This window comes from Citrobacter sp. Marseille-Q3906 (genome assembly GCF_916618775.1).
Taxonomy (GTDB): Bacteria; Pseudomonadota; Gammaproteobacteria; order Enterobacterales; family Enterobacteriaceae; genus Citrobacter; species Citrobacter murliniae.
Window position 1 is genome coordinate 550,100 of sequence record NZ_CAKAKA010000002.1, and the last position, 25,818, is coordinate 575,917.

At 49.9% G+C, this 25,818-nt stretch carries 24 protein-coding genes; 13 read left to right on the forward strand and 11 right to left on the reverse strand.

The genetic code is table 11. The annotated features are described in order from the left end of the window. The 4 genes from odhB to LG384_RS06880 all read left to right on the forward strand — a co-directional run bounded on the left by odhB (position 1) and on the right by LG384_RS06880 (position 4,650). Positions 1–1,224 carry a 2-oxoglutarate dehydrogenase complex dihydrolipoyllysine-residue succinyltransferase gene (gene odhB / locus LG384_RS06865; RefSeq protein ID WP_225760662.1) on the forward strand — a complete coding sequence of 408 codons (1,224 nt, stop codon included), beginning with the start codon at positions 1–3 and terminating at the stop codon, positions 1,222–1,224. Between the two features lie 114 nt (positions 1,225–1,338). Further along, the gene (sucC, locus tag LG384_RS06870; protein WP_045441099.1) at positions 1,339–2,505 is read left to right on the forward strand and encodes an ADP-forming succinate--CoA ligase subunit beta; all 1,167 of its coding nucleotides are present in this window, start codon (positions 1,339–1,341) and stop codon (positions 2,503–2,505) included. Then, positions 2,505–3,374, forward strand: a complete 870-nt coding sequence (sucD, locus tag LG384_RS06875; protein ID WP_048221836.1) for a succinate--CoA ligase subunit alpha — start codon at positions 2,505–2,507, stop codon at positions 3,372–3,374. Before sucC ends, sucD begins: the two co-directional genes overlap by 1 nt. A gap of 382 nt (positions 3,375–3,756) precedes the next feature. After that, the gene (locus tag LG384_RS06880) at positions 3,757–4,650 is read left to right on the forward strand and encodes a PocR ligand-binding domain-containing protein (protein ID WP_225760663.1); all 894 of its coding nucleotides are present in this window, start codon (positions 3,757–3,759) and stop codon (positions 4,648–4,650) included. On the opposite strand, the gene cobA is transcribed toward LG384_RS06880, so the two are convergent. Then, on the reverse strand, positions 4,629–5,417 hold the full coding sequence (cobA, locus tag LG384_RS06885) for a uroporphyrinogen-III C-methyltransferase (protein ID WP_225760664.1): 789 nt from the start codon (positions 5,415–5,417) through the stop codon (positions 4,629–4,631). The genes LG384_RS06880 and cobA overlap by 22 nt on opposite strands. A 405-nt stretch (positions 5,418–5,822) precedes the next feature. On the opposite strand from cobA, the gene LG384_RS06890 reads away from it, so the two are divergent. Then, positions 5,823–6,731: a LysR substrate-binding domain-containing protein gene (locus LG384_RS06890; protein ID WP_045449505.1), complete on the forward strand. Its 909-nt coding sequence runs from the start codon at positions 5,823–5,825 to the stop codon at positions 6,729–6,731. 79 nt (positions 6,732–6,810) lie between these two features. Here LG384_RS06890 and cobO read toward each other — a convergent pair whose 3' ends face one another. From cobO to glmS, 10 genes are all read right to left on the reverse strand, one after another. After that, positions 6,811–7,413, reverse strand: coding sequence for a cob(I)yrinic acid a,c-diamide adenosyltransferase (gene cobO, locus LG384_RS06895; protein WP_045441103.1), 603 nt, complete (start codon positions 7,411–7,413; stop codon positions 6,811–6,813). Between the two features lie 9 nt (positions 7,414–7,422). Beyond that, a complete protein-coding gene (locus LG384_RS06900; RefSeq protein WP_045441104.1) occupies positions 7,423–9,075 on the reverse strand; it encodes a class I fumarate hydratase in 1,653 nt (550 codons plus the stop codon). Positions 9,076–9,277: 202 nt separating this feature from the next. After that, entirely contained in the window at positions 9,278–10,279 is a 1,002-nt protein-coding gene (gene glsA, locus LG384_RS06905; RefSeq protein WP_045441105.1) for a glutaminase A, read from the reverse strand. Positions 10,280–10,401: 122 nt separating this feature from the next. Continuing rightward, positions 10,402–11,706 carry a dicarboxylate/amino acid:cation symporter gene (locus LG384_RS06910; RefSeq protein ID WP_045441106.1) on the reverse strand — a complete coding sequence of 435 codons (1,305 nt, stop codon included), beginning with the start codon at positions 11,704–11,706 and terminating at the stop codon, positions 10,402–10,404. A gap of 169 nt (positions 11,707–11,875) precedes the next feature. Beyond that, positions 11,876–12,193 (reverse strand): DUF4387 domain-containing protein, encoded by a 318-nt coding sequence (locus LG384_RS06915; RefSeq protein ID WP_045441107.1) that lies wholly within the window; start codon positions 12,191–12,193, stop codon positions 11,876–11,878. Then, positions 12,190–13,560 (reverse strand): acyclic terpene utilization AtuA family protein, encoded by a 1,371-nt coding sequence (locus LG384_RS06920; protein WP_045441108.1) that lies wholly within the window; start codon positions 13,558–13,560, stop codon positions 12,190–12,192. The genes LG384_RS06915 and LG384_RS06920 overlap by 4 nt, the downstream gene beginning before the upstream one ends. A gap of 3 nt (positions 13,561–13,563) precedes the next feature. Then, entirely contained in the window at positions 13,564–14,805 is a 1,242-nt protein-coding gene (locus LG384_RS06925) for a methylaspartate ammonia-lyase (RefSeq protein ID WP_045441109.1), read from the reverse strand. After that, positions 14,805–16,250 (reverse strand): methylaspartate mutase subunit E, encoded by a 1,446-nt coding sequence (locus LG384_RS06930; protein ID WP_045441110.1) that lies wholly within the window; start codon positions 16,248–16,250, stop codon positions 14,805–14,807. The genes LG384_RS06925 and LG384_RS06930 overlap by 1 nt, the downstream gene beginning before the upstream one ends. An 18-nt stretch (positions 16,251–16,268) precedes the next feature. Beyond that, positions 16,269–17,657 carry a methylaspartate mutase accessory protein GlmL gene (gene glmL / locus LG384_RS06935; RefSeq protein WP_045441111.1) on the reverse strand — a complete coding sequence of 463 codons (1,389 nt, stop codon included), beginning with the start codon at positions 17,655–17,657 and terminating at the stop codon, positions 16,269–16,271. Beyond that, positions 17,657–18,106, reverse strand: a complete 450-nt coding sequence (glmS, locus tag LG384_RS06940; protein WP_045441112.1) for a methylaspartate mutase subunit S — start codon at positions 18,104–18,106, stop codon at positions 17,657–17,659. Before glmS ends, glmL begins: the two co-directional genes overlap by 1 nt. 1,218 nt (positions 18,107–19,324) lie before the next feature. Here glmS and cydA point away from each other — a divergent pair. From cydA to tolA, 8 genes are all read left to right on the forward strand, one after another. Continuing rightward, on the forward strand, positions 19,325–20,893 hold the full coding sequence (gene cydA / locus LG384_RS06945; RefSeq protein ID WP_045441113.1) for a cytochrome ubiquinol oxidase subunit I: 1,569 nt from the start codon (positions 19,325–19,327) through the stop codon (positions 20,891–20,893). A 15-nt stretch (positions 20,894–20,908) separates the two neighbouring features. Then, positions 20,909–22,048 (forward strand): cytochrome d ubiquinol oxidase subunit II, encoded by a 1,140-nt coding sequence (gene cydB / locus LG384_RS06950; RefSeq protein WP_045441114.1) that lies wholly within the window; start codon positions 20,909–20,911, stop codon positions 22,046–22,048. 14 nt (positions 22,049–22,062) lie between these two features. After that, positions 22,063–22,176, forward strand: a complete 114-nt coding sequence (cydX, locus tag LG384_RS06955) for a cytochrome bd-I oxidase subunit CydX (RefSeq protein ID WP_071828905.1) — start codon at positions 22,063–22,065, stop codon at positions 22,174–22,176. A gap of 136 nt (positions 22,177–22,312) precedes the next feature. Beyond that, on the forward strand, positions 22,313–22,597 hold the full coding sequence (ybgE, locus tag LG384_RS06960) for a cyd operon protein YbgE (protein WP_045441115.1): 285 nt from the start codon (positions 22,313–22,315) through the stop codon (positions 22,595–22,597). Positions 22,598–22,868: 271 nt separating this feature from the next. Then, positions 22,869–23,273 carry a tol-pal system-associated acyl-CoA thioesterase gene (gene ybgC / locus LG384_RS06965; RefSeq protein WP_045441116.1) on the forward strand — a complete coding sequence of 135 codons (405 nt, stop codon included), beginning with the start codon at positions 22,869–22,871 and terminating at the stop codon, positions 23,271–23,273. Then, positions 23,270–23,962 (forward strand): Tol-Pal system protein TolQ, encoded by a 693-nt coding sequence (gene tolQ / locus LG384_RS06970; RefSeq protein ID WP_136345302.1) that lies wholly within the window; start codon positions 23,270–23,272, stop codon positions 23,960–23,962. The genes ybgC and tolQ overlap by 4 nt, the downstream gene beginning before the upstream one ends. A gap of 3 nt (positions 23,963–23,965) precedes the next feature. Beyond that, positions 23,966–24,394, forward strand: coding sequence for a colicin uptake protein TolR (tolR, locus tag LG384_RS06975; protein ID WP_045441118.1), 429 nt, complete (start codon positions 23,966–23,968; stop codon positions 24,392–24,394). 64 nt (positions 24,395–24,458) lie between these two features. Continuing rightward, positions 24,459–25,730, forward strand: a complete 1,272-nt coding sequence (gene tolA, locus LG384_RS06980; protein WP_048221834.1) for a cell envelope integrity protein TolA — start codon at positions 24,459–24,461, stop codon at positions 25,728–25,730. Positions 25,731–25,818: the final 88 nt, after the last annotated feature.

Consider the following 25,818-nt stretch of genomic DNA (forward strand, 5'->3'; position numbering starts at 1 on the left):
ATGAGTAGCGTAGATATTCTTGTTCCCGACCTGCCTGAATCCGTAGCAGATGCAACGGTTGCAACCTGGCACAAAAAACCGGGCGATGCAGTACGTCGTGACGAAGTACTGGTAGAAATCGAAACTGACAAAGTGGTACTGGAAGTACCGGCATCAGCGGACGGTATTCTTGATGCAGTTCTGGAAGATGAAGGGACCACTGTTACTTCTCGCCAGATCCTTGGTCGCCTGCGTGAAGGCAATAGCAGTGGTAAAGAGACCAGTGCTAAATCTGAAGAGAAAGATTCTACCCCGGCACAGCGTCAACAGGCGTCTCTTGCCGAGCAGAATAACGATGCCCTGAGCCCGGCGATCCGTCGCCTGCTGGGTGAGCATAATCTTGAAGCCAGTGCCATCAATGGTACCGGTGTCGGTGGTCGTATCACGCGTGAAGATGTTGAAAAACATCTGGCTAAAGCTCCGGCAGCAAAAGCGGAAGCGAAAGCCCCGGCAGCGGCGCCTGCAGCACAGCCTGCACTGGGTGCTCGCGGTGAAAAACGCGTACCGATGACCCGTCTGCGTAAGCGCGTAGCTGAGCGTCTGCTGGAAGCGAAAAATTCGACAGCAATGCTGACGACGTTCAACGAAGTCAACATGAAGCCGATTATGGATCTGCGTAAGCAGTACGGCGACGCGTTCGAAAAACGTCACGGTATCCGTCTGGGCTTTATGTCCTTCTACGTTAAAGCGGTTGTTGAAGCGCTGAAACGCTATCCGGAAGTGAACGCTTCTATCGATGGCGATGACGTGGTGTACCACAACTACTTTGATGTGAGCATGGCGGTATCTACGCCGCGCGGCCTGGTAACTCCGGTTCTGCGAGATGTGGATCTGCTGGGTATGGCTGACATCGAGAAAAACATTAAAGAGCTGGCAGTAAAAGGTCGCGACGGCAAGTTGACGGTTGAAGATCTGACGGGGGGTAACTTCACCATCACTAACGGTGGTGTGTTCGGTTCCCTGATGTCTACGCCAATCATTAACCCGCCGCAGAGCGCCATCCTGGGTATGCATGCCATCAAAGATCGTCCGATGGCTGTAGACGGCAAGGTTGAAATCCTGCCGATGATGTATCTGGCGCTGTCTTATGACCACCGTTTGATCGATGGTCGTGAGTCAGTAGGCTTCCTGGTGACCATTAAAGAGTTGCTGGAAGATCCAACGCGTCTGCTGCTGGACGTGTAGTACCTGAGAGTATCACCTGCCCTGTAGGCCGATAAGCGTTGCGCCATCCGGCATGAAAAACGCAACGGCCTACAGGTTTAAAGATAACGATTACCTGAAGGATGGACAGAACACATGAACTTACATGAATATCAGGCAAAACAACTTTTTGCCCGCTATGGCTTACCGGCACCGGTGGGTTATGCCTGTACTACTCCGCGTGAAGCCGAAGAAGCCGCATCAAAAATCGGCGCAGGCCCGTGGGTAGTGAAATGTCAGGTTCACGCTGGTGGCCGTGGTAAAGCGGGCGGTGTGAAGGTTGTTAACAGCAAAGAAGACATTCGCGCTTTTGCTGAACACTGGCTGGGCAAACGTCTGGTGACCTACCAGACAGATGCCAACGGTCAACCGGTAAATCAGATTCTGGTTGAAGCTGCGACCGACATTGGTAAAGAACTTTACCTCGGTGCAGTAGTTGATCGCAGCTCCCGTCGCGTGGTCTTTATGGCCTCTACCGAAGGCGGCGTGGAAATCGAAAAAGTGGCGGAAGAAACCCCGCACCTGATCCATAAAGTGGCGCTCGATCCGCTGACGGGTCCAATGCCGTATCAGGGCCGTGACCTGGCGTTCAAACTGGGTCTGGAAGGTAAGCAGGTTCAGCAATTCACCAAGATCTTCATGGGTCTGGCGACCATTTTCCTTGAGCGCGACCTGGCGCTGATCGAAATCAACCCGCTGGTGGTGACCAAACAAGGCGACTTGATCTGCCTCGATGGCAAACTGGGTGCTGACGGCAACGCACTATTCCGCCAGCCGGATCTGCGTGAAATGCGCGACCAGTCTCAGGAAGATCCGCGTGAAGCTCAGGCTGCACAGTGGGAACTGAACTACGTCGCGCTGGACGGTAACATTGGTTGTATGGTTAACGGCGCTGGCCTTGCAATGGGCACCATGGACATCGTTAAACTGCACGGTGGCGAACCGGCTAACTTCCTTGACGTGGGCGGCGGCGCAACCAAAGAGCGCGTGACCGAAGCGTTCAAAATTATCCTCTCTGATGACAACGTGAAAGCCGTTCTGGTTAACATCTTCGGCGGTATCGTTCGTTGCGACCTGATCGCTGACGGTATCATCGGCGCGGTAGCGGAAGTTGGTGTTAACGTTCCGGTGGTTGTGCGTCTGGAAGGTAACAACGCCGAACTCGGCGCGAAAAAACTGGCTGACAGCGGCCTGAATATTATTGCAGCGAAAAGTCTGACGGATGCAGCTCAGCAGGTTGTTGCCGCAGTGGAGGGGAAATAATGTCAGTTTTAATTAATAAAGATACCAAGGTTATCTGCCAGGGCTTCACCGGTAGCCAGGGGACATTCCACTCTGAACAAGCGATTGCTTACGGTACGCAAATGGTTGGTGGTGTAACGCCGGGTAAAGGCGGTACAACTCACCTGGGCCTGCCAGTGTTTAACACCGTGCGTGAAGCGGTTGAAGCCACTGGCGCGACTGCGTCTGTTATTTATGTACCGGCTCCGTTCTGCAAAGACTCCATTCTGGAAGCCATCAACGCAGGTATTAAACTGATTATCACCATCACTGAAGGCATCCCGACGCTGGATATGCTGACCGTGAAAGTGGCGCTTGATGAAGCGGGCGTGCGCATGATTGGGCCGAACTGTCCTGGCGTTATCACCCCAGGCGAATGCAAAATCGGCATCATGCCGGGTCACATTCACAAGCCGGGTAAAGTGGGTATCGTTTCTCGTTCTGGTACGTTGACCTATGAAGCGGTTAAGCAGACGACTGACTATGGTTTTGGCCAGTCTACCTGCGTAGGTATCGGTGGTGACCCGATCCCTGGCTCAAACTTTATCGACATCCTGAAATTGTTCCAGGAAGATCCGCAGACTGAAGCGATCGTGATGATCGGTGAGATCGGCGGTAGCGCGGAAGAAGAAGCGGCGGCGTACATTAAAGATCATGTGACCAAGCCAGTTGTTGGCTACATCGCGGGCGTGACCGCGCCGAAAGGCAAACGTATGGGGCACGCGGGTGCGATTATCTCTGGTGGTAAAGGTACGGCTGATGAGAAATTCGCCGCACTGGAAGCAGCGGGGGTGAAAACCGTGCGCAGCCTGGCCGATATCGGTGAAGCGCTGAAAACTGTGATTAAGTAATTCTCAAAAAGTAGTAATAAAGCCCGACCCCTTCGTGCAACCGGCTGTATGCGTTGTGCGAAGGACGCAGGGCTGGTCCGTTTTCGACATGGTTGGCCATCTGATGATGGCCTTTTTTATGTCTTTTTCGTTTTTTGTTCCTGCCGAATATCTGTAACCCGTCACCCGTTCTCTGAAGGCAGAATATAATAAATTAAAAGATGGCCCAGTGACGCAGTCGTACTCACCGCGCTATTGTGGTTAAGACGACACATTATTCATCTTGCAATTTGATCATAATCATCTTCATAAATAAGATTATTTTTTGCGGTAAGCATCATTCTTTCTTTAGGCTAAATTCTGCATATTACCGGCTTAAATATCATGAATGTCGGAGGAAGGCGTGCCGCTGAAAATTCAGGATGACTACTTGCAGAGTTTTTTCTCTATAGCTGAGATCTTCTCTGGTGCGACCGGATTAGCAACGGTAGTCGTTGATGTTACAGGTAAGGCAATATCTGATTGTCATGGCTTCAATTCATTTTGTTCATTAATGCGTACCAATGAACTGTATCGCCCGAGTTGTCAAAAGTGTGATAAGTATTGTGCTTTTGAGGGGTTAAAGCAGGTTAAACCCAGAATACTCTGCTGTTATGCAGGATTAAGCCTATTCTCAATGCCGTTAATCCATGAGGGCAATCTGTACGGCTTTATTATTTGTGGTCAGGTACGGGCAAAACATCAGGAATATAAAACAATCGTAGTTGATGACAAACCACAATGGATGAATGAACCTCGGATAAAAGCTGAGTGGGAACGGGTTACTGTAGTGGATAATAACACACTGGTGGCATCGGCAAATTTACTGAGGTTTATTGTTGATAACTTTGAACATCAGGAACAACAGGTTGATGCTTCCTTCGGATCGCAAATTAATACTATTCGCCCATATTATACGGAGCTTTCTCGTCACGAGAGAAAACTATCAGCGGCACTTCGCTATATTGATGATAATTTATATGGTGAATTATCTCTGGAGACTGTGGCTGCGCACGTTTGTTTAAGTGCGAATTATTTCAGTCGTTTTTTTAAGAAACGTCAGGGTGTTAATTTTAAAACCTGGGTGAATCAGAAAAAAATGCAAAAGGCGGGGGAGTTATTGCACGACCCTGTTCATTCGATAGACAGCATTGCCCGGAAACTTCACTACGCACAAACCAGTTATTTTTGCCGCGTATTCCGGGCAGCGCATCAAACGTCACCTCAGTCTTTTCGTCACGCCAGACTCTCGCAGTAAAGGTTTTTCGGCAGCGTGATGGCTTCGGGAATAAAAGAGAGTCGATCGCTGAGGGTGACGACATCACCTATGACGATAAGCGCAGGTGGCACAACGTTTGCTTCCTGTGCTTTATTCAATAATGCACCGAGCGTACAGGTCAGGCGGCGCTGATTTTCCCGCGTGGCAGACATGATAACGGCGGCGGGCGTGTCTGCCGATTTTCCGCCCATCAACAGTTCTTCGCAGATAAATGCCAGGTTGGCGATACCCATCACGATAACCAGCGTACCGTTGAGTCTGGCTAACTGACGCCAGTCCTGCTGCTGGTTGCCTTCTCGTGTATGGCCTGTCACTACGTGAAACCCGGATGCGAAATCGCGATGAGTGACCGGAATACCGGCGCAGGCAAGGCCGCCAATGGTGGAACTGATACCGGGCACGACTTCAAATGGAATCCCGATCTCTACGAGTCCCTCAACTTCCTCAGCTCCACGACCAAAAACGTAAGGATCACCGCCTTTTAAACGCACGATGTTGTCATGCGTTTCAGCGTACTGAATAAGCAGTAGGTTGATTTCATCTTGTGGCACACAATGAAAGCCAGGGTTTTTTCCGACATTGACAAGTTTACACTCAGCGGATGCCCATTCCAGAATTTTAGGATTGACCAGACGATCGTAAATAATGACATCAGCTTGTTTAATGCACATCATCGCTTTGAGGGTGAGTAATGAAATATCACCGGGACCTGCTCCGACGAGCCAGACCTTTCCGAAAGTTTTCACATTGTGTCCTTTATCACGGCTAACAAAAAATGGCAGAAACTACATTGCGGAATGATTAAAAGCAGTCGTTTGCCCATAAGTTATAACGCTAAATTGTCCTAAATTATCGCAGGGACAATATTGATTAAACTCGCAAAGTTTTTTCTGCAATAAACAAGATAACATGAAAAATTATTAAGAACTTATTGGCACTATTTGCCTGGATTTAACCTTATTTAAATTGTGTTTATTGCTGCGCTTGAGTATTATTGGTTAATATTTATCCGCCGCCAGTGTGAGTAAATCATGGATTGGATCAATGACATCAATGGACAAAATAAAATATAACTCTCGATGCTCATCTGGGTGAATCGAATTATTTTTTATAAATTAAACTATTTTTGTACGCTGCATATGGAAGAGGTTATGAGAGGAAAAATACCCAAGACGGAGTTGCTGGTAACTTTTGAAGTGGTTGCGCGTCATGAAAGTTATACCCGGGCGGCAGAAGAGCTTGCTCTGACACAAAGCGCAGTTTTCCGCCAGGTTAATGCTCTGGAAGATTTTCTCAATACATCGTTATTTAATCATGCCAAAAAGCGCATTTTTTTAAATGCGGCTGGGAAACATTATTTAAGTATTGTTAAGGAAACGCTAAACAAACTTGAACGTGATACGACAACAATAATGACCTGGCAACCGACCGTGCAGGTTATCGAACTGGCGGTTAATCCTACCTTCAGTACACATTGGTTGATCCCCAACCTGCGCGAATTCAACAAACTTAACCCTGATATTATCGTTAATATCCATTCTTTGGCGAATATCGGTGATTTTCTCAATCGTGAGTATGATGCCGCGATCATGCGGGAAGATTTTTACTCGCCATGGTCAGAGGTTGAGTATCTTTTTGAAGAGGAAATTTTGCCGGTATGCAGCAGATGTCTGCTCTCTGAATCCAATCAGAAACTGGCTGTCGATGATCTGCTAAATGAGTTTACCCTGTTGCACCAAAGCACGCGTATCAAAGGCTGGCAGGAGTGGTTTGCGCTGTCCAATGTCAGTAGCCCACTGGTGAATAAAGGTCCGCGTTTTGATTTATTGTCGATGCTGATCGCCGCCGTGCGTTCTAATTTGGGCGTGGCTCTGTTACCCCGTTTTGCTATTCAGCACGATCTGGACAGTGGTGATATGGTCATTCCCTGCGACGTTCCTATGCGTACCGGGAACCGTTTCATTATGACGTGGCGTGAAGAAAAATCGGAGTCCCTGCATTTACAGATTTTCCGCAACTGGTTATTGAATAAATCCGTGGTCTCTAAAGTGGGCTGCTGATACCGGATGATAACGCCGGTCTGCTATCTGAAGAAATGGTAGGCCGGATAAGCGAACATGTTATCCGGCAAAAGTCTCGTTACCAGTCGATCCCGACCTGTGCCTGAATACCACTATCAAACGCGTGCTTAACCGGGCGAATTTCACTCACCGTATCGGCAAGTTCCAGTAATTGCGTGTGGCATCCACGTCCTGTGACGATCACGCTCTGTTCTGCAGGGCGATTCTCGATAGCGCTGATAACCTCCTGCGTATCCAGATAGTGATAAGCCAGCATATAGGTGAGTTCATCCAGCACCACCAGGTCGTAATGTGCATCGGCTAGCATGCGCTTACTTTCCTGCCAGACCGCTGTTGCCGCCTCGATGTCGGCTTCCCTGTTCTGGGTTTCCCAGGTAAAACCGGTACCCATAATATGAAATTCAACACCGAGCGGCTGTAACGTGTTGTACTCGCCATTATCCCACTGGCCTTTAATAAACTGCGCGATGCCAACGGTTTTTCCGTGACCTACCGCGCGCGTTGCCGTCCCAAAGGCTGCGGTGGATTTACCTTTACCGTTGCCGGTGAAGACTATCAGAATTCCTTTCTTCTCCGTTGCCGCCGCCACGCGGGTATCAACCTGTTCTTTCAGTTTCTGCTGGCGCTGGCGGTGTCTGTCATTGTTGACTCGCGCTTCCATTGTTGCTCCTTATTTCCCTGCCGGACAGGTTGAGCAGCGATGTTGCTGTTCAAACTGACTGAAGAAGTTATTGCCTTTGTCATCCACCAGCACAAAGGCCGGCATGTTTTCGACTTCCATCATCCAGACCGCTTCCATGCCAAGTTCCGGATACTCAAGGCAGCGCAGGCTTTTCACGTACTGCTGTGCCAGTAAGGCTGCTGCGCCTCCTATGCTGCCAAGGTTAAATCCGCCATGCGTGTGGCAGGCATCGGTTACCTGCTTGCTGCGGTTGCCCTTTGACAACATGATCAGACTGCCACCCGCTGCCTGGAAGGCATCGACGTACCCATCCATGCGCCCGCCGGTGGTGGGACCCATTGAGCCACAAGCCTGATTATTTGGGGTTTTTGCCGGGCCAGCGTAATAAACGATATGGTTTTTCATGTACTCCGGCATCGGTTCGCCGTTATCCAGACGTTCTTTGATTTTGGCGTGGGCGATATCACGGGCGACGACAATCGGGCCACTTAGCGATAGTCGGGTTCCAATCGGCAGTGTGGACAGATCATGCAGAATGTCGCGCAACGGGCGGTCCAGATTGAGCTGTACGGTCTGAGCACCATTTTCTACGCGGTGAGAATCGGGAATGAATTTGCCCGGATTATGTTCGAGTTTTTCCAGCCAGATACCCTGTTTATTAATCTTGGCTTTAATATTGCGGTCAGCAGAGCAGGAGAGTGCCATAGCGATAGGGCAGGAGCCGCCGTGGCGTGGCAGGCGAATAACACGAATATCGTGCGCAAAGTATTTGCCGCCAAATTGTGCGCCGATGCCAAACTCACGGCTGGCATTGAGAAGAGTGGCTTCCAGTGCCGTATCGCGGAACGCCTGACCCAGTTCGTTCCCGCTGGTGGGCAGGTTATCGTAATATTTAGTTGATGCCAGTTTTGCGACTTTCAGCGCCTGATCGGCAGACAGACCGCCAACGACAAATGCAATGTGATATGGCGGGCAGGCGGCTGTTCCCAGTGATTTCATTTTATCAATCAGGAAGGCAGTGAGTTTTTCCGGTTGTAAAATTGATTTGGTTTCCTGGTACAGCGCTGCTTTGTTAGCTGAGCCACCACCTTTGTTGACGAACAGGAACCGGTATTCATTACCCGGGGTGGCGCTAATGTCGATTTGGGCGGGCAGGTTAGTCTGAGTATTGACCTCGGAATACATATCCAGCGGTGCGTTTTGCGAATAGCGCAGGTTGTTTTCCGTGAATGTGGCATATACGCCATGGCTTAATGCTTCGGCATCATCACACCCGGTCCAGACATTCTGCCCTTTGCTTGCCACAATGGTTGCGGTCCCTGTATCCTGGCAGTTAGGCAATACGCCTTTAGCCGAAACCTCTGCATTGCGCAGTAGCTGGAGTGCGACGTATTTATCATTACTGCTGGCCTGCGGATCGTGCAGAATACTGGCGATCTGTTTCAAATGTCCGGCGCGCAGGAAAAATGAAGCTTCATAAAATGCCTGCTGTGCCAACAGGGTTAACGCCTCGGGCGCAACCTTGATCACTTCCTCTCCGTCTAACTCTGTTACCGTAACGTGTTGGTTACTGAGTAATTCGTATTCTGTATTATCTTTACTCTGAACAAAGAGTTCCTGCCAGACAAATGGTTTAGACATAGTACTTCTCACCTTTTCGTGTTTTGCCGATACACGTCATCCTTCACGCTGCCTCTTTGTTGGCTGTCTGCGTTCACCCCAGTCATTTACTTATGTAAGCTCCCGGGGTTCACGTAGTTGCCGCTTTGATGCAGCTTGAATTATTTTGTGTATAAATTTCGAGCCTGATTTCAATACCAGATAAGCGTTATCTGACGTTGGCTTAATGCGCTAAAAAGACATTGGCTTTTGTCGCGTCGGCGACATATTCGATGGTTTTCTGGGCGCGAACGCTGTTGCCCGCTTCATCCAGCGGTGGGGAATAGACGGCAATCGCATATTCACCTGGGACGACCGCAACCATTCCGCCGCCGACACCGCTCTTTGCCGGGACGCCGACGGTGTACAGCCACTTACCACTGCCGTCGTACAGCCCGGCAATCGCCATTTCCGCCAGCACCTGAGGTACATAACTTTCATTCAGTAACTGCTTGCCGTTAAACGGAGATTTACCTTTGTTGGCGAGTACGGCACCCATTTTGGCCAGTTGCTCAACGGTGATATCCACGGAACACTGACGGGTATAAATTTCGACGGCTTCATCCGTGTTGCCATAAAAGCTGTTATAGGATTCCATCAGTTTGGCCAGTGCCTGGTTGTGCTGATTGGTCTCCATTTCGGATTTGAAAACAGGTTCGTTAACAGTGAGACTTGCATCTGCCCACGCGTTCAGGTTGTCGAGGATTTTGTTCCAGCGGTCGGTTTTATCTTTGGCTTCAATCAGGCTAACGGTGCTCATCGCGCCTGCGTTAACCAGTGGGTTTTCCGGCGCGCCTTTGGTCAGTTCGACGGCTAAGCCTGAATTGAATGGCATGCCGGTGGCATTGGCACCGAGTTTATCCAGAACAACCTGAGGGCCGTGCTGTTCCATGGCGAGCGCCATGGTGAAAACTTTACTCAGTGATTCCATCGGGAATGCTTTTTTAACATCGCCAACCTGGAAGATTTTTCCGTCAACCGTTGCGATGGTGATAGCAAAATTGTTGGGGCTGTAGGTCGCGAGGGCAGGGATATAGTCGGCGACTTTTCCGTCATTGTTACTTTTGTATTTCTGATGCGCCTGTTCGATAAGTCTGGCGTAGTCCGGCGTGGTTTGCGCGAATGTGGTTGCGCTAAATAATACGCTGAAGGAAAAAATACCCACGCCGAGAAGAGTTTTATTCATGGTGCATTCCTGTTGGTGTGCTCATCATGGTGCCGGAGGGCGGCTTACCACCTTCCGGCTTACGGGTTATTAACCGTCTCGAAAACCGGATAGCGCGGCCGCTATCCGGTTTCACTGTGGTATTAAGACAAAGCAACTTCCGTTTCGGTAACCGGGCGTTCCTGTTCCGGGGTTTTTACTGGCGCAGTGCCGCGACAACCCTGGCCGAAGTGTTCGCCTTCCCAGCGACCCACAATGGCAGCACCCATTGCGTTACTCATTACGTTAGTGGCTGAACGACCCATATCGAGGAATGGATCGACGCCCATCAGCAGGATCAGACCGGCTTCCGGAATGTTGAACTGGTTCAGGGTTGCGGCAATAACCACCATAGAGGCACGAGGCACACCCGCCATCCCTTTAGAGGTCAGCATCAGGATTAGCAACATGGTGATTTGTTCGCCCATGCTCAGCTCGATATTGCACGCCTGGGCAATAAACACGGTGGCAAATGAGCAGTAGGCCATGGAACCGACCAGGTTAAAGGAGTAACCGATAGGCAGAACAAAGCTGGCGATTTTTGAAGAAACGCCGAACTTTTCCAGTTTATCCAGCGTGCCTGGGAAGGCTGCTTCAGAACTGGAAGTGGTAAAGGCCAGCAGAGCAGGTTCGAGGATGGCTTTAGTCAGACGGCTGATGCAAGGACCGACGATCATAGTCGACAGGCCAATCAGAATTGCCCACAACATACCCAGCGTCAGGTAGAACTCACCCATGAAGATCCCGGCGCTAACCATCACACCCAGACCACGTTCGGCAATCAGACCTGAAATAGCGGCAAAAACGGTCAGAGGTGCGAACAGCATTACGTAGCCAGTCAGCTTCAGCATGACGTGGACCAGTGAGTCGAGAACCTTAACGATAGGCTCAGCTTTTTCGCCAATCGCAGCCAGGCTGCAACCCAGGAAAATCGAGAACACGACGATCTGCAGGATTTCGTTACGCGCCATCGCATCAACGATACTGGTCGGTACTGCGTGCGAAATAAATACCTTCAGCGTAAACGGCTCTGACTTAACGGCGGCGACAGCGCCGACATCATGCGGAACAAAGTTGATGCCTGCGCCCGGCTGGAAGATATTAACAATAACCAGACCCAATGCGATTGACAGCAGTGAGGCGCAAATAAACAGGAAAAAGGTTTTGGAGAATATACGTCCCAGCGTTTTTGCATCACCCATTTTGGCAATGCCGACAACCAGAGTTGATATAACTAATGGAGCGATAATCATTTTCACCATACGTAAAAATATAGTGGTGAAAATGGAAATATCCTGAGCATATGATTTAGCTGTTTCAGCTGCGGCCATATTATTGATGAGCACCCCGGCAACCATGCCGAGTAACAGGCCTAATATGATCATCTTCGTTAAACTAATTTTCTTCATGTTTACTCCATCGGATAAAGGCTGGTAATTGAAATTGTGTAGGGTGGCGAGCACCTGAGCCTGGACAGCAGCTCAGATGCACGCCTGTTGTGACCAACCGCATGAATAATTCGAAGCACTGTGATACAGCTGAATTCTGTGCTCCAATGGCTGTTATTGTGTTTTTTTGTTACAGATCGAACTCAATACTTAATAATGGAGCGTGTTGTTGCGCACCATAAACATCATTGTCACCGACATTGCCGGAAATAATATCGCGCGGCATGACGATTTTTACTGCATTCGCTGGGTCGAACCACACAATATTATGAATAAAGTCAGGTTTGACATTATATAACCCAGCAATAAGTTGCGGTGTTAATTGCTCCGAGGCTTTTACTCGCTGATAGTCTTCCCTGGTTTTAAATAAAATATCTAATACCAGTTCATACGGTCCGGCGTTTTTGGAGCGAATTACTTGCGCCAGTGAGCAAATAGACTGTTTCATGCCTGAACTCCTTCTGGCGTCACCTGTTCAATGTGGAAATCAAAACGCAGTGCATCGCTTGCTTCAATCAGGTGATAGATTGAGAACTCATACACAGGCCCACTCTGAATGTCAGATGGTGAGAACGGGAAGGCGAGGTTGCCCGCAGTCGCAATACGATTTTCATAGCCGTAGTGCAGCAACGTAGAACGCACCAGTGAGCAAACGCTGTTGGCGATATCCTGGGTTGGCGCGACCACGTCCAGTAAAATCCCCAGCTCATGACCGGCAGTTTTCATCGGCTCATGATTGCCCATCACGCCGTTCTTACCATACAGGTGGAACGTCATGCGGATACTGTCGTCATTCAGTGAAAGGTTACGTGCCACGCTGGCCTGTACCTCTTCAAGAATGGTGTCGATACCGGCAATCATAATCGGATCGCGCGTTCCGGCGATGGTCAGGCAGCGGAAACCAACCTGACGCGCACCTTCCAGTTTCAGCGCATACGGTGTCTCTTCATGACGCGAACCGCTGACGTACACTTCACCTTCATTAACCGCTGTAAAGGTACACGCTTTCAGGTTCAACACGCCGCCCGGTCCCGGCAGGAAGTACGGATCTGACTTCTCATACAGGGTGTGTGCCGCAGCAGAAGTTTCAGTGAACTTACGCTTCGGATTGAACGCTTTCAGCGTAAAGCCGTTGTCGTCGATGATTCCCATCGCACAATCCGAGCCAGAACCCGGGGTGGCGGCGATGGCAGCACACTCAAGGATCTTACCGCAATGAAGCGCCAGACCTTCATCAAAGCCTTGCATAATCGGCAGTGCAGCGAAGCATGCCGGATCGTAGGCTCGTCCGCCCAGTACAACCTGTGCACCGGCTTTCAGTGCGCGCTGGAAAGGCTCAACGCCCATCTGTGCAACGATGTAGGTGCTATCTTCGATAGCTTCGTGAGTCAGTTCAGGCACAAAATCCAGTGCGGTGATTTTGCCGTTATCCAGGGCCTGATGAACGACTTCTTTGTCGACATCGGACGGGATCAACGCCATGGAGAAAGACAGTTTTTCTTCCTGGGCGATCTCATGGATTATCTGGCGACACCACTCCAGGTGCGGAGCTGCGCCGGAACCACCGGCGGTACCGATCACGACCGGGATGTTATTCTTAACGCCTGCCACGATCATATAGCGCAGATCGCGTTTCACACCGGCCCTGTCAGTGAAAGGCTTACCTGCCCCCAGGTAGTGGGGGCCAGGATCGGAGGAGCCTGCGTCAACAGCAATAAGATCCGGCGATTCTTCCATGGCTTTACGAAAACTCTCTTCCGGGAAGCCATAACCCAGAATAGCTGTAGGCGATAAGATCTTAAATGTGCGAGCCATTTCTTAATCCTTAGTCTGCAACAACGCGATGGTGCGGTTCATTTCGTTAAACACGATGTTGAGACCTTCATCGAAGCCCATACCCGGTTTGATCAGCATGCGCATTGGACGCGCAGCCAGCGCGACATGTACGCAGGTGCGAGCACTGATCTCGGTTTCGTTACAGGTTCCGCCCTGGTAGGCTTCCATTGCGTGTTTGTTACAGTAGAGCACGGCATCAACAATGTTATGAATGCCACCGAGATCCGGAGTTTTGATCTGCACCATGTGGCAGCTGCCAGCATCAGTGAAGTCCACGATATCCTGATAGGTGTTACACCATTCATCAGCAACGATTTTCACGCCGGATCCCAGACGGGTCAGTTCTTTGGTGATTGCGGTCAGCATGCGGATTTGATCCGGCTTGTTACCAGCATCAACCGGACCTTCAATGTACAGCGGCAGACCTTGTGCTTCTGCCTCCAGGCTGGCGATGTATTCGGCGCAACGAACCGGGTCCATATCAAAAATCAGACCGATAGTGCCGTACACATCAATATGCAGCGTTGGGTGATAACGATCGCTGGTACGCAGGCTTAAGATGCGGTTAGACAACCAACGCACATACTCACGCAGTTTTTCGCCTTTAAAGCCCAGCTTCTCTTCTACGTTGTTGATCAGCGCATGCGGCAGTACGTCCACGCCTTTGAGGATCATTTTGTCGACGGCGATATAACGGTCATCACCGCTTTGACCAAATAATGGAATTGCTTCCGGTACACATGGCAACTGCCATTCATCGCAAACAACTTCTGTTTTCAGGCGTCCTGTGGCCAGTGCTGCGGCATCAAGCAACGCCTGAGACAAACCGTAACGTACAGCGGTATGCAACAGATGACCGTCAATACGCAGTTGGTCAAAGAAACGGGCGTTCGGTAAGAACGAATCTACGTCACGACCTTCCAGCAGCGGTTTGATGTGATCGTTCAGGAAAGGAATGAAGTTCTCAGCCAGGAACAGTGGGTCACGACCGCCTGCACCGGAGTACTGTACGGCCGCGCAATCACCAACGGCCACCGCGCCGTTTTCCAGAATCAACTGCACTGAAACGCATTCACCCGCCTGACGAACAGAGGTAAACCCAGGCGTCACCGGAGAGCCGGTATAGATAAACCCATCGTGACCAGCTCCGTCTTTAATAGCTTGCTGATCGTCAAAATAAAATGAGGAGTAGCCAGCGGTGAAAAGGGCCTGTTTAATTTTCATTATGGTCTTCCTATTAATTTACTGTGGGATACGGCGTTGATGTCATCAATGACCATCTGGAAAGAAGGTTTACGACCTTCAAAATGTGCGCGCTCTGCGACGTAGTCGTGGTGCAGGGCGAGAATATCTTTCGGCAGCGGAACCGCACCGGCTTCGAGAATACGAATTGCGCCAGTGTTATCACGAACTGGCAGGATTTTGCCGGCGTTACAGGCGGCAGGGGCGAAAGGTACATCCAGCACACCGGCTTCAAAAGCCAGTACGGTGCCGCGTGCAATGTCGCCATTACCCAGCTCGAATACTCTTTTCAGTACCGCGCGAACTTCGCTCTTAATCAGATCGACTTCCTGCTCTACAGCTGCGCATTGCGGGAATTTCTGGTCGCTGACCATGTTGAGCATCTGGCGTGAAGCTTTAAGTCCCTGGGCATTAGCCGCAGCAGTTGGGATACCGAACGCTTCATGCGGGCTTTTGGTGATGACTTTAGTTGCACCGGACATACCTGCAACCGCAGCACCCCAGGCGATAACGGAGAACGCTTTTGCTTCATCTTCCGGGAAACCGCCCATCCACTGGTGGAATACGGTGCTCAACTCGTAATCATCGAAGCCATAATTCTGGAAGTATTCGTGGGACAGTTCACGCAGAGCCTGAATCGCCGCGATATCCTGAGTCAGGCTACCCACCTGGCCGTAACCGACGGTAATGGATTTCACTCCTTGTTCCAGCGCCAGCAGACCTTCGATAATCGCGACCGAGTGAGACATAAACGGCGGGATCAGGGTGCCGGTCAATGGGCCAAACGGCTCGCGGTTAATACGAATGCCGTTTTCTTCGTACAGCCCCATCAGACGGTCGCAGTACTGCCAGTCACGGATGGATTTTTCCAGGGTGACACGTTTGGCATAAGGGATGTTGTAGGAGATACCACCGCCTTCGTAGCTGGTAAAGCCACTGGCCATCGCGATCTCTGCCAGCAAGCGTGCATCCGGGGTACCGTGGCGAACCTGGATAGGTTTTTCCAGCGATTCAGTCATACGGCGGCAGGCAGCAACCCCGTGATTGACCACCGGTAAACCATTAAGCTTGGAGGTTCCTGCTTCGATGGATTTCTGGATCCCGACGGCAGCTTCTTCATAACGATTCAGACGGGTATAGGCATCGATGGTACTTGGCAGAAGGTCGCACTCTTCCTGCAAGGTTTTGAGCAACTCAATGTGCTCATCCATTAATGCAACACCTGCACGTGGCTGGCTCAGGGTTTTACCTTCCTGATCGGCCTTCAATAGCGCGAGGGAGAAGCGTTTTTTATCTGGAATTGCTTGCTGGTATTTCACGCCATCTTCGAAGTTCTCAACGTCTTTGCCGGTTTCCCAGGTTTGCAGCACCTGATGCCTTTCGGTCATGAATTCGTCATGGGTCAATTTTTTATTTCGAAGTTCCATTCGTAGCTGCCTTAATTGTTATAGGGTTAAACACTGAATGCTGGTGCGAGCTGCGGCTTGCGGGTACAGCCTGGCGACGTTTGCCAGTAGCGGGAGCAGGCCATTTGAATCGCGGTAATACTCAAACTGATTAGGTAACAAAATTCTTTTACCCTGGTCGTCCAGCTCCCGGTATTTGAGCCAGTTATGAATATCGAACTGGCTGGCGCGCGAGAGCCATCCACCTGAACCGACAACTTTGCGTACGGTGGTGAGATCGCGACCCATCTGTAAATCCACGTTACCTACGCAGGTACAAACCTGCTTTTTAGTGCCCGCGTGGCGCTCAGTGGCATAGCCCACGCACAAACCTGCCAGCAGAGTGTCGAAATATTTCTCCTCCTCGCTGAGTGGCAGGTAATCCGGATGCCCAACCAGATGACGCAGGTAGCGATAAAATGCTTCCTCACGTTGTGGCTGCTGGGCAAAGATAACTTTCACCATATCCTGCGTGCTTTCTCCGACCACGACGGCGGAAACGCGCATTCCCAAATCGCCTTCAACGGTACGTTTGACGAAAGGTTCAGGAACACCATGCAGGACGGTGTCGGGAGAGAGGATATTCGCGCTGGCTGAATAGACGTCCGTAGTGGCGCCGCCCATATCAATCAGCATGAATTCTTTCCATGCACTGTCGTAATCGCTAATCGCTTTTACCAGTTCATAGACTGTCCACGGCGTCGGCATGGGTTCTTCGCCGGTTTCTCCAACGATGACGTCCAGACCTTTGCCTTTAACGATGCGAGACAAGAACACATCACAGATAGCCTGACGAGCGGCAAACGGGTTCGGGTGATCGAGATCCGGCAGAATGTTATCTACCGTGGTCAGATCCTTATGCCCCAGAATCGTTTGTATATCGTCCTGGATGTCCCGGTTTCCGGCGTAAATAATGGCGCAGTCAAGCGTGGACTCTGCCAGCGCATGCGCATTAGCCAGGCCGTAGCTTTCTTCACCACCATCCGTGCCGCCGGTAAACAACAGGATGTCTGGCGGTGATGACTCCAGCTCCCGAATGTCATGGCGGTTCAGCTTGTATGAATAATATTGCGCGATTTTTGCTCCTGCCGAATGAGCGGTAACTTTCGCCGATTCCAGCGTAATGGAAGGCACCAGCCCCATTGCTGCAACGGCGAGCCCACCTTTGGCAGACGAGGAGTATTTCAACTGCACTTCACCACTTTTCAGTAACGGGCGAGCATCGGCAACATTCAGCACCTGATTCAGGCTGGCAAAAAAACCGTCTGCCAGATGATGTGTGGTGGTTGGGGTCAGGACATGGTTTACCAGGGTTAATTCCTCTCCTTCATGCGCGAAGAGGGCTGCCTTGGTCCATGTCGAGCCGATATCGACAGAAACTGTTTGCATCAGATGGCCTCTTCAAGGCAACGCTGTTCGAGGCCATTATGTTGATGGATATCATTGGTGATAAGCGCACAGACATCTTCGAGATCGTGACTTGGTGCGAAGACGCGGTTAAAGCCCATCTCTTTAAACTTCATTTCCACTTCGGCGAAGTCATGCTTACCTACGACCAGGTTGCCGCCGACATAGAGCAGAATGTCGCCGAGGCCGCGTTCGATGCAGCGCTCACGTAAACCGAGGCAGTCGATATCACCGTGACCGTAGATGGATGACACCACGATGGCGTCGGCACCGGTTTCAATCGCAGCATCAATATATTCATCCTGACTCACCATCACCCCAAGGTTGATTACGTGAAAATCATGAGCAGTAAAAACGCGATCCAGAACTTTATTGCCTACTGCATGGCAGTCAGCACCGATGACGCCAATAACAAGTGTAGATTTCTTCATGGGTAATCCTCTGTAGGGCTGATGGTCAATAAGTAAAAATTATTTTTTAATATTTAAAGCATGGATTGTGGCAACCTCTTAATAGGATTGGAGTGTCTGTGTAAGCGAAAAAGGAAGCAATTGATCTATTTTCAAAATAACCTTCATAAAATGATTGTTATATTTCGTTTTTAATAAATGGCTTTAAAAACAATACATTGAGTTTTGTCTTTTGAGGTTTTCTTAATTTGTTTGCGAATTCGCTAATAAATGACTTGCTATGTTTGTGATCGAAATCTTATTTTGTTGTGAGCCTTTTTTAAGTGTCGTTTTAAATAATTTAAAAACTTATGCTTACTAAATAACTTGTGAACAACCTAACGGTTTTTTATTTATTGATCTTATATGTCAAAAATATTATTTGTTAAATTTAAGATAAAAATGATAATAGATTGTTCAGAACATATTTAATCTTTGGACCATATGCGCAAAAGGGGAGGGAGTGATAACTTGCGGTGATGATTCGGACAGGAAAGCATGGCATTTGAGAAGGGGAGGTATCTTCATTGAGGTTGAGAATGCAGTGAGTTTCTCTTCCAGCTGAGATAGTTACATTTGGGTGTTAATTATAGGTAAAATTAAAATGAATAATTTGTATAAATTTAAAATTCCACGACTTGCTAAAAAAAATCTGTGAGCTACCTAACAATAGTTACTCTTTATCTGCTACCGCATTTTGCCGTCTGAGCTGGTTAAAAGATCGTGTAGATTTAAATAAATAATCTATCATTTGTAGTAACGGCAATTACTCATTGAAAAACAAATCGTTAACATGATGTTTACTAGTTACTCTCGTGGTAAACATTGTTAACATTAAAATTGAAAATTGATTTAAATCAATGTTTAAAACTTGGTAAACACTACAAAATGAGGTTAAATTGCTGCAGATCAAATTGGTCTGGAAGTGATAAATTAGCTATAAATTGATCACTATCGAAAAATGCAAATTTACCTCGATAAAAACCTGTTTATTGTAAGGATTTTACGGCGTAATATAATTGCGGGATCAATTTGAGTGTTTTATTAACATGTTTGTAACTTTTCGGCATTGCCTTTTCTTCAAATGAGAAGAAAGAGCAACGGCGGATGGAAGCAAATAAATTTGTATTGGGGCATGCGTGTGACCCTTTCTAACGGGGTTCACTCTCGGAGTCTTCATGCGATGAGCAAGGAGTCATGATGTTAGATATAGTCGAACTGTCGCGCTTACAGTTTGCCTTGACCGCGATGTACCACTTCCTGTTTGTGCCACTAACGCTGGGTATGGCGTTTTTGTTGGCCATAATGGAAACGGTCTACGTCCTTTCCGGCAAACAGATTTATAAAGATATGACCAAGTTCTGGGGCAAGTTGTTTGGTATCAACTTTGCTCTGGGTGTGGCTACCGGTCTGACCATGGAGTTCCAGTTCGGGACTAACTGGTCTTATTATTCCCACTATGTAGGGGATATCTTCGGTGCGCCACTGGCGATCGAAGGCTTGATGGCCTTCTTCCTCGAATCCACCTTTGTAGGTCTGTTCTTCTTCGGCTGGGACCGTCTGGGTAAAGTCCAGCATATGTGCGTCACCTGGCTGGTGGCTTTGGGTTCTAACCTGTCCGCTCTGTGGATTCTGGTTGCGAACGGCTGGATGCAGAACCCAATTGCAGCAGATTTCAACTTTGAAACCATGCGCATGGAGATGCTGAGCTTCTCCGAACTGGTGCTTAACCCGGTTGCACAGGTGAAATTTGTACACACCGTGGCTTCTGGTTATGTTTGTGGCGCGATGTTCGTTCTGGGGATCAGCTCCTACTATATGCTGCGCGGTCGTGACTTCGCGTTTGCTAAGCGCTCCTTTGCTATCGCTGCCAGCTTCGGTATGGCTGCCATTCTCTCTGTTATCGTTCTGGGTGATGAATCCGGTTACGAAATGGGTGACGTGCAGAAAACCAAACTTGCCGCAATTGAAGCTGAATGGGAAACTCAGCCTGCCCCTGCATCCTTTACGCTGTTCGGTATCCCGGACCAGGATGCGCAGGAGAACCATTTCGCTATCCAAATTCCTTATGCGCTGGGCATCATTGCCACCCGTTCTGTTGATACACCCGTCATTGGTCTGAAAGATCTGATGGTGCAGCATGAAGAGCGTATCCGTAACGGGATGAAAGCGTATCAGCTGCTGGAAGAACTGCGTGCTGGCTCCACCGATCAGGCCGTTCGCGACCAGTTCAACAGCATGAAGAAAGATCTGGGATATGGTCTGCTGCTGAAACGCTATACCGATAAAGTTACCGATGCGACCGAAGCGCAAATTCAGCAGGCAACGAAAGATTCCATTCCTCGTGTTGCTCCGCTGTACTTCGCGTTCCGTATCATGGTGGCGTGCGGCATCCTGATGCTGGCGATTATCGCTGTATCCTTCTGGACCGTAATCCGTAACCGTATCGGTGAGAAAAAATGGCTGCTGCGCACGGCGCTGTATGCGATTCCATTACCGTGGATTGCCATTGAGTCCGGTTGGTTTGTGGCAGAGTACGGCCGTCAACCGTGGGCGATTGGTGAAGTGTTACCGACAGCCGTGGCGAACTCTTCGCTGACTGCTGGCGACCTCATCTTCTCGATGCTGTTGATTTGCGGCCTGTATACCCTGTTCCTGGTGGCTGAACTGTACCTGATGTTCAAGTTCGCACGCCGTGGTCCGAGCAGCCTGAAAACCGGTCGTTATCACTACGAGCAGTCCACTGTGACTTCTCAGCCGGCACGCTAAGACAGGAGTCGTCAAATGATCGATTATGAAGTATTGCGTTTTATCTGGTGGCTGCTGGTTGGCATTCTGCTGATTGGTTTTGCGGTCACCGATGGTTTCGACATGGGGGTGGGCATGCTCACCCGTTTCCTCGGTCGTAATGATACCGAGCGTCGAATTATGATTAACTCCATCGCCCCGCACTGGGACGGTAACCAGGTTTGGTTGATCACCGCTGGTGGCGCATTGTTCGCTGCCTGGCCGATGGTTTATGCCGCTGCGTTCTCCGGTTTCTATGTGGCGATGATCCTTGTACTGGCGGCATTGTTCTTCCGTCCGGTCGGTTTCGATTACCGCTCGAAGATTGAAGATATGCGCTGGCGCAACATGTGGGACTGGGGCATCTTCATCGGTAGCTTTGTTCCGCCTCTGGTGATTGGTGTGGCATTCGGTAACCTGCTGCAAGGGGTTCCGTTCCACATGGATGAGTACATGCGTTTGTACTACACCGGTAACTTCTTCCAGTTGCTGAATCCGTTTGGTCTGCTGGCAGGTATCGTGAGTGTTGGGATGATCATCACCCAGGGCGCGACCTATCTGCAGATGCGTACCGTAGGCGAGCTTCACCTGCGTGCACGTACGACTTCTCAGGTTGCTGCGCTGGTCACTCTGGTCTGCTTCGCTCTGGCTGGAGTCTGGGTGATCTACGGTATTGACGGTTATGTTGTGACTTCTGCACTGGATCACCATGCCGCTTCTAACCCGATGACTAAAGAAGTGGCGCGTGTTGCGGGTGCCTGGATGGTGAATTTTAACAATGCACCAATCCTGTGGCTGGTTCCGGCTCTGGGTGTGGTTCTGCCACTGTTGACCATCCTGACTTCTCGTATGGAGAAAGGGGCCTGGGCGTTTGTCTTCTCTTCACTGACCCTGGCCTGCATCATCCTGACTGCTGGTATTGCAATGTTCCCGTTTGTAATGCCATCCAGCACCATGATGAACGCGAGCCTGACCATGTGGGATGCTACCTCCAGCCAGAGAACATTGAACCTGATGACCTGGGTTGCGGCGGTGTTTGTACCAATCATTCTGCTGTACACCAGCTGGTGTTACTGGAAGATGTTCGGTCGCATCACCAAAGAAGATATTGAAAGCAACACCCACTCTCTGTACTAAGTAAGGAGCTAAAAATGTGGTATTTCGCATGGATTTTGGGAACGCTTCTTGCCTGTGCATTTGGGATAATCACAGCGCTGGCGCTTGAGCACGTTGAAGCAGGCAAGGCCGGACAAGAAGAAAGTTAATGATCAACATTATCGCGATGCAATATACAACATCGTTTTAGGTGCATCGCGGCGGCAAGGCTGCGAAACCCCAGGAGCTTACATCAGTAAGTGACTGGGGTGAGCAGGTGCAGCCAACAAAGAGGCAGCTTAAAGGATGATAAAGTATATTTATGCGGTAATGGATAAGCGCCCCTTGCGGGCGCTTTCCTTTGTGCTGGCAATCGTGTTGGCTGGCTGCATATTCTGGGATCCCACACGCTTCGCGGCAAAAACCAGTGAGCTGGAAATCTGGCATGGATTTTTGTTGATGTGGGCGGTTTGTACTGGCGTAATCCACGGCGTTGGATTTCGTCCTCGTGCGGTTCACTGGCAGGGCATCTTCTGCCCGCTGATAGCGGATATCGTGCTTGTTGCTGGTCTGATTTTCTTCTTCTTTTGAATAAGAAACATCCTTAAATATTTATGGGCTTGCATAAGCCCATAATTTTTTACTCTCCGTTTACTTTCCCCCATTCCAAAGCATCATTCCCGCGCGTATAGTAGCACCGGTTAAAAGTACTAACTTTTGTTGCATTACCGGGATGTAAAGTGAATACAACGCTATATACAACAGCATTCTTGAAGCATCGAGACGGCAAGGTCAGGAATCTCCAGACGCTTACAGAAGTAAGTGCCCGGGGGCAGTGGACAAAGCCAAAGAGGTAGCAGGAATGAATAAGTATATATTTCGATGGCCGGTTCGTGTCTACTACGAAGACACCGATGCCGGTGGGGTGGTTTACCACGCCAGTTATGTCGCTTTTTATGAAAGAGCACGCACAGAGATGCTGCGTCATCATCACTTCAGCCAGCAGGTACTGCTGGCCGAACGTGTAGCCTTTGTGGTGCGCAAGATGACCCTGGAGTATTTTGCGCCTGCCCGGCTTGACGATATGCTCGAAGTCCAAACCGAAATTACGTCAATGCGTGGCACCTCATTGGTTTTCACGCAACGCATTGTCAACGCAGAGAACACCGTGCTGAATGAAGCCGAAGTTCTGATTGTTTGCGTTGATCCACTCAAGATGAAGCCTCGTGCGCTTCCCAAGTCTATTGTCGCGGAGTTTAAGCAGTGACTGACATGAATATCCTTGATTTGTTCCTGAAGGCAAGCCTTCTGGTTAAACTTATCATGTTGATTTTGATTGGTTTCTCAATCGCATCCTGGGCCATTATTATCCAGCGAACCCGTATTCTTAATGCCGCTTCGCGTGAAGCGGAAGCGTTTGAAGACAAGTTTTGGTCTGGTATTGAATTGTCGCGCCTGTATCAGGAAAGCCAGGGTCGTCGTGATAATTTGGCGGGATCGGAACAAATTTTCTACAGCGGGTTCAAAGAATTTGCTCGTTTGCACCGGGCAAATAATCATGCGCCGGAAGCGGTTGTTGAGGGGGCGTCCCGTGCGATGCGTATCTCCATGAACCGTGAGCTCGAAACGCTGGAAACGCATATTCCGTTCCTGGGAACCGTGGGCTCTATCAGCCCATATATCGGTCTGTTCGGTACGGTTTGGGGGATCATGCACGCATTTATCGCACTCGGTGCTGTAAAACAGGCAACCCTGCAAATGGTCGCTCCGGGTATCGCGGAAGCGTTGATTGCAACAGCTATCGGCCTGTTTGCGGCAATCCCGGCGGTTATGGCTTATAACCGTCTGAATCAGCGCGTAAACAAGCTGGAACAGAATTACGACAACTTTATGGAAGAGTTCACCGCGATTCTGCACCGCCAGGCGTTTACCGTTAGCGAGAGCAACAAGGGGTAAGCCATGGCCAGAACGCGTGGACGAGGTCGTCGCGAACTCAAGTCCGAAATCAATATTGTACCGCTGCTCGACGTATTGCTGGTGCTGCTGCTGATCTTTATGGCAACAGCGCCGATCATTACCCAGAGTGTGGAAGTCGATCTGCCGGACGCGACTGAATCGCAAGCCGTCAGCAGCAACGACGAGCCGCCGGTCATTATTGAAGTTTCCGGTATTGGGCAATACAGCGTGGTAGTTGAAAAAGATCGTATGGATCAACTGCCGCCAGAGCAGGTTATCGCAGAAGCGAAAAGCCGCCTGCAGGCCAATCCGAAAACGGTCTTTTTAATCGGTGGTGCGAAAGACGTGCCTTATGATGAAATAATTAAAGCGCTGAACTTGTTACACAGTGCGGGCGTGAAATCTGTTGGCTTGATGACGCAGCCAATCTGATGTCTGCGTATTCCTGGCTTGAAAGATAGCGCGTAACAGGCGAACAGTTTTTTGGGAACCGAGAGTGTCAAAGGCAACCGAACAAAACGACAAGCTCAAACGGGCGATAATTATTTCAGCGGTGCTGCATGTTATTTTATTTGCAGTACTGATCTGGAGTTCGTTCGATGAGCACATTGATGCTTCAGCCGGCGGTGGTGGCGGTTCGTCCATTGACGCCGTTATGGTCGATCCTGGCGCCGTTGTCCAACAGTACGATCGCCAGCAGCAACAGCAGGCAAGTGCGAAACGTGCAGAAGAACAGCGTGAAAAACAGGCGCAGCAGCAAGCCGAAGAGCTTCGTGAGAAGCAGGCGGCAGAGCAAGAGCGACTGAAGCAGCTGGAGAAAGAACGTTTAGCCGCGCAGGAAAAAGTGCGCGAGCAGACGGAACAGCAAAAGCAGGCGGAAGCCGCGGCTGCGAAAGCGCAAGAACAACAGAAACAGGCTGAAGAAGCTGCAGCGAAGGCTGCTGCGGATGCGAAGGCCAAAGCTGATGCTCAGGCGAAACAAGCCGCTGAAGCCGCGAAGAAAGCGGCTGCTGACGCACAGAAGAAAGCCGAGGCTGAAGCCGCTGCAAAAGCAGCTGCAGATGCCAAGAAAGTCGCTGAGGCGCAGGCTGCTAAAGCCGCCGCTGAAGCTGCGAAGAAAGCACAGGCTGAGGCCGCTAAGCAAGCTGCAGCCGAGAAGGCTGCTGCTGAGAAAGCTGCCGCTGCAGCAGAAAAAGCCGCTGCTGCAAAAGCTGCTGCCGCTGAAAAGGCCGCTGCCGATAAGAAAGCGGCTGCGGAAAAAGCTGCAGCAGACAAGAAAGCTGCTGCCGAAAAAGCGGCTGCTGATAAAAAAGCCGCCGCAGATAAAGCGGCTGCCGCTAAAAAAGCTGCAGCAGAGAAAGCCGCCGCAGCCTCTGGTGTTGACGACTTGTTAGGTGACTTAAGCTCCGGTAAGAATGCGCCGAAATCGGGCGGTGGAGCGAAAGGAAACGGTCAGCCAGCGAAAGATAGTGGTACAAGTGGTGCAAACGGTGGCGCATCAGGTGCTGATATCAGTGCTTACGCATCTCAAATTCGTAATGCGATTCAGAGCCGTCTGTATGGTGCTGATTTGTATGCAGGCAAATCTTGTGTGTTGCATATCAAGCTGGCACCAGATGGACTGTTATTGGATGTGACCGAAGAAGGTGGCGATCCAGCATTATGTCAGGCTGCGTTGACGGCTGCAAAAACAGCCAGAATTCCTAAACCGCCTAGCCAGGCTGTTTATGAAAAAGTAAAAGATGCCAAACTGGACTTTAAACTGTAATCATTTCCCCGAGATTTCGGGGAAAACGGTCTAAGGTTGAGACAGAGTTCTGGTAGTTTTGTGTATTTGAGTTTGTTAACATTCTGCT

Coding starts and splice junctions, on each gene's coding strand:
- odhB (WP_225760662.1), top strand. CDS start 1: ATGAGTAGCGTAGATATTCTTGTTCCCGACCTGCCTGAATCCGTAGCA.
- sucC (WP_045441099.1), top strand. CDS start 1,339: ATGAACTTACATGAATATCAGGCAAAACAACTTTTTGCCCGCTATGGC.
- sucD (WP_048221836.1), top strand. CDS start 2,505: ATGTCAGTTTTAATTAATAAAGATACCAAGGTTATCTGCCAGGGCTTC.
- LG384_RS06890 (WP_045449505.1), top strand. CDS start 5,823: ATGAGAGGAAAAATACCCAAGACGGAGTTGCTGGTAACTTTTGAAGTG.
- cobO (WP_045441103.1), bottom strand. CDS start 7,413: ATGGAAGCGCGAGTCAACAATGACAGACACCGCCAGCGCCAGCAGAAA.
- LG384_RS06900 (WP_045441104.1), bottom strand. CDS start 9,075: ATGTCTAAACCATTTGTCTGGCAGGAACTCTTTGTTCAGAGTAAAGAT.
- glsA (WP_045441105.1), bottom strand. CDS start 10,279: ATGAATAAAACTCTTCTCGGCGTGGGTATTTTTTCCTTCAGCGTATTA.
- LG384_RS06910 (WP_045441106.1), bottom strand. CDS start 11,706: ATGAAGAAAATTAGTTTAACGAAGATGATCATATTAGGCCTGTTACTC.
- LG384_RS06915 (WP_045441107.1), bottom strand. CDS start 12,193: ATGAAACAGTCTATTTGCTCACTGGCGCAAGTAATTCGCTCCAAAAAC.
- LG384_RS06920 (WP_045441108.1), bottom strand. CDS start 13,560: ATGGCTCGCACATTTAAGATCTTATCGCCTACAGCTATTCTGGGTTAT.
- LG384_RS06925 (WP_045441109.1), bottom strand. CDS start 14,805: ATGAAAATTAAACAGGCCCTTTTCACCGCTGGCTACTCCTCATTTTAT.
- LG384_RS06930 (WP_045441110.1), bottom strand. CDS start 16,250: ATGGAACTTCGAAATAAAAAATTGACCCATGACGAATTCATGACCGAA.
- glmL (WP_045441111.1), bottom strand. CDS start 17,657: ATGCAAACAGTTTCTGTCGATATCGGCTCGACATGGACCAAGGCAGCC.
- glmS (WP_045441112.1), bottom strand. CDS start 18,106: ATGAAGAAATCTACACTTGTTATTGGCGTCATCGGTGCTGACTGCCAT.
- cydA (WP_045441113.1), top strand. CDS start 19,325: ATGTTAGATATAGTCGAACTGTCGCGCTTACAGTTTGCCTTGACCGCG.
- cydB (WP_045441114.1), top strand. CDS start 20,909: ATGATCGATTATGAAGTATTGCGTTTTATCTGGTGGCTGCTGGTTGGC.
- cydX (WP_071828905.1), top strand. CDS start 22,063: ATGTGGTATTTCGCATGGATTTTGGGAACGCTTCTTGCCTGTGCATTT.
- ybgE (WP_045441115.1), top strand. CDS start 22,313: ATGATAAAGTATATTTATGCGGTAATGGATAAGCGCCCCTTGCGGGCG.
- ybgC (WP_045441116.1), top strand. CDS start 22,869: ATGAATAAGTATATATTTCGATGGCCGGTTCGTGTCTACTACGAAGAC.
- tolR (WP_045441118.1), top strand. CDS start 23,966: ATGGCCAGAACGCGTGGACGAGGTCGTCGCGAACTCAAGTCCGAAATC.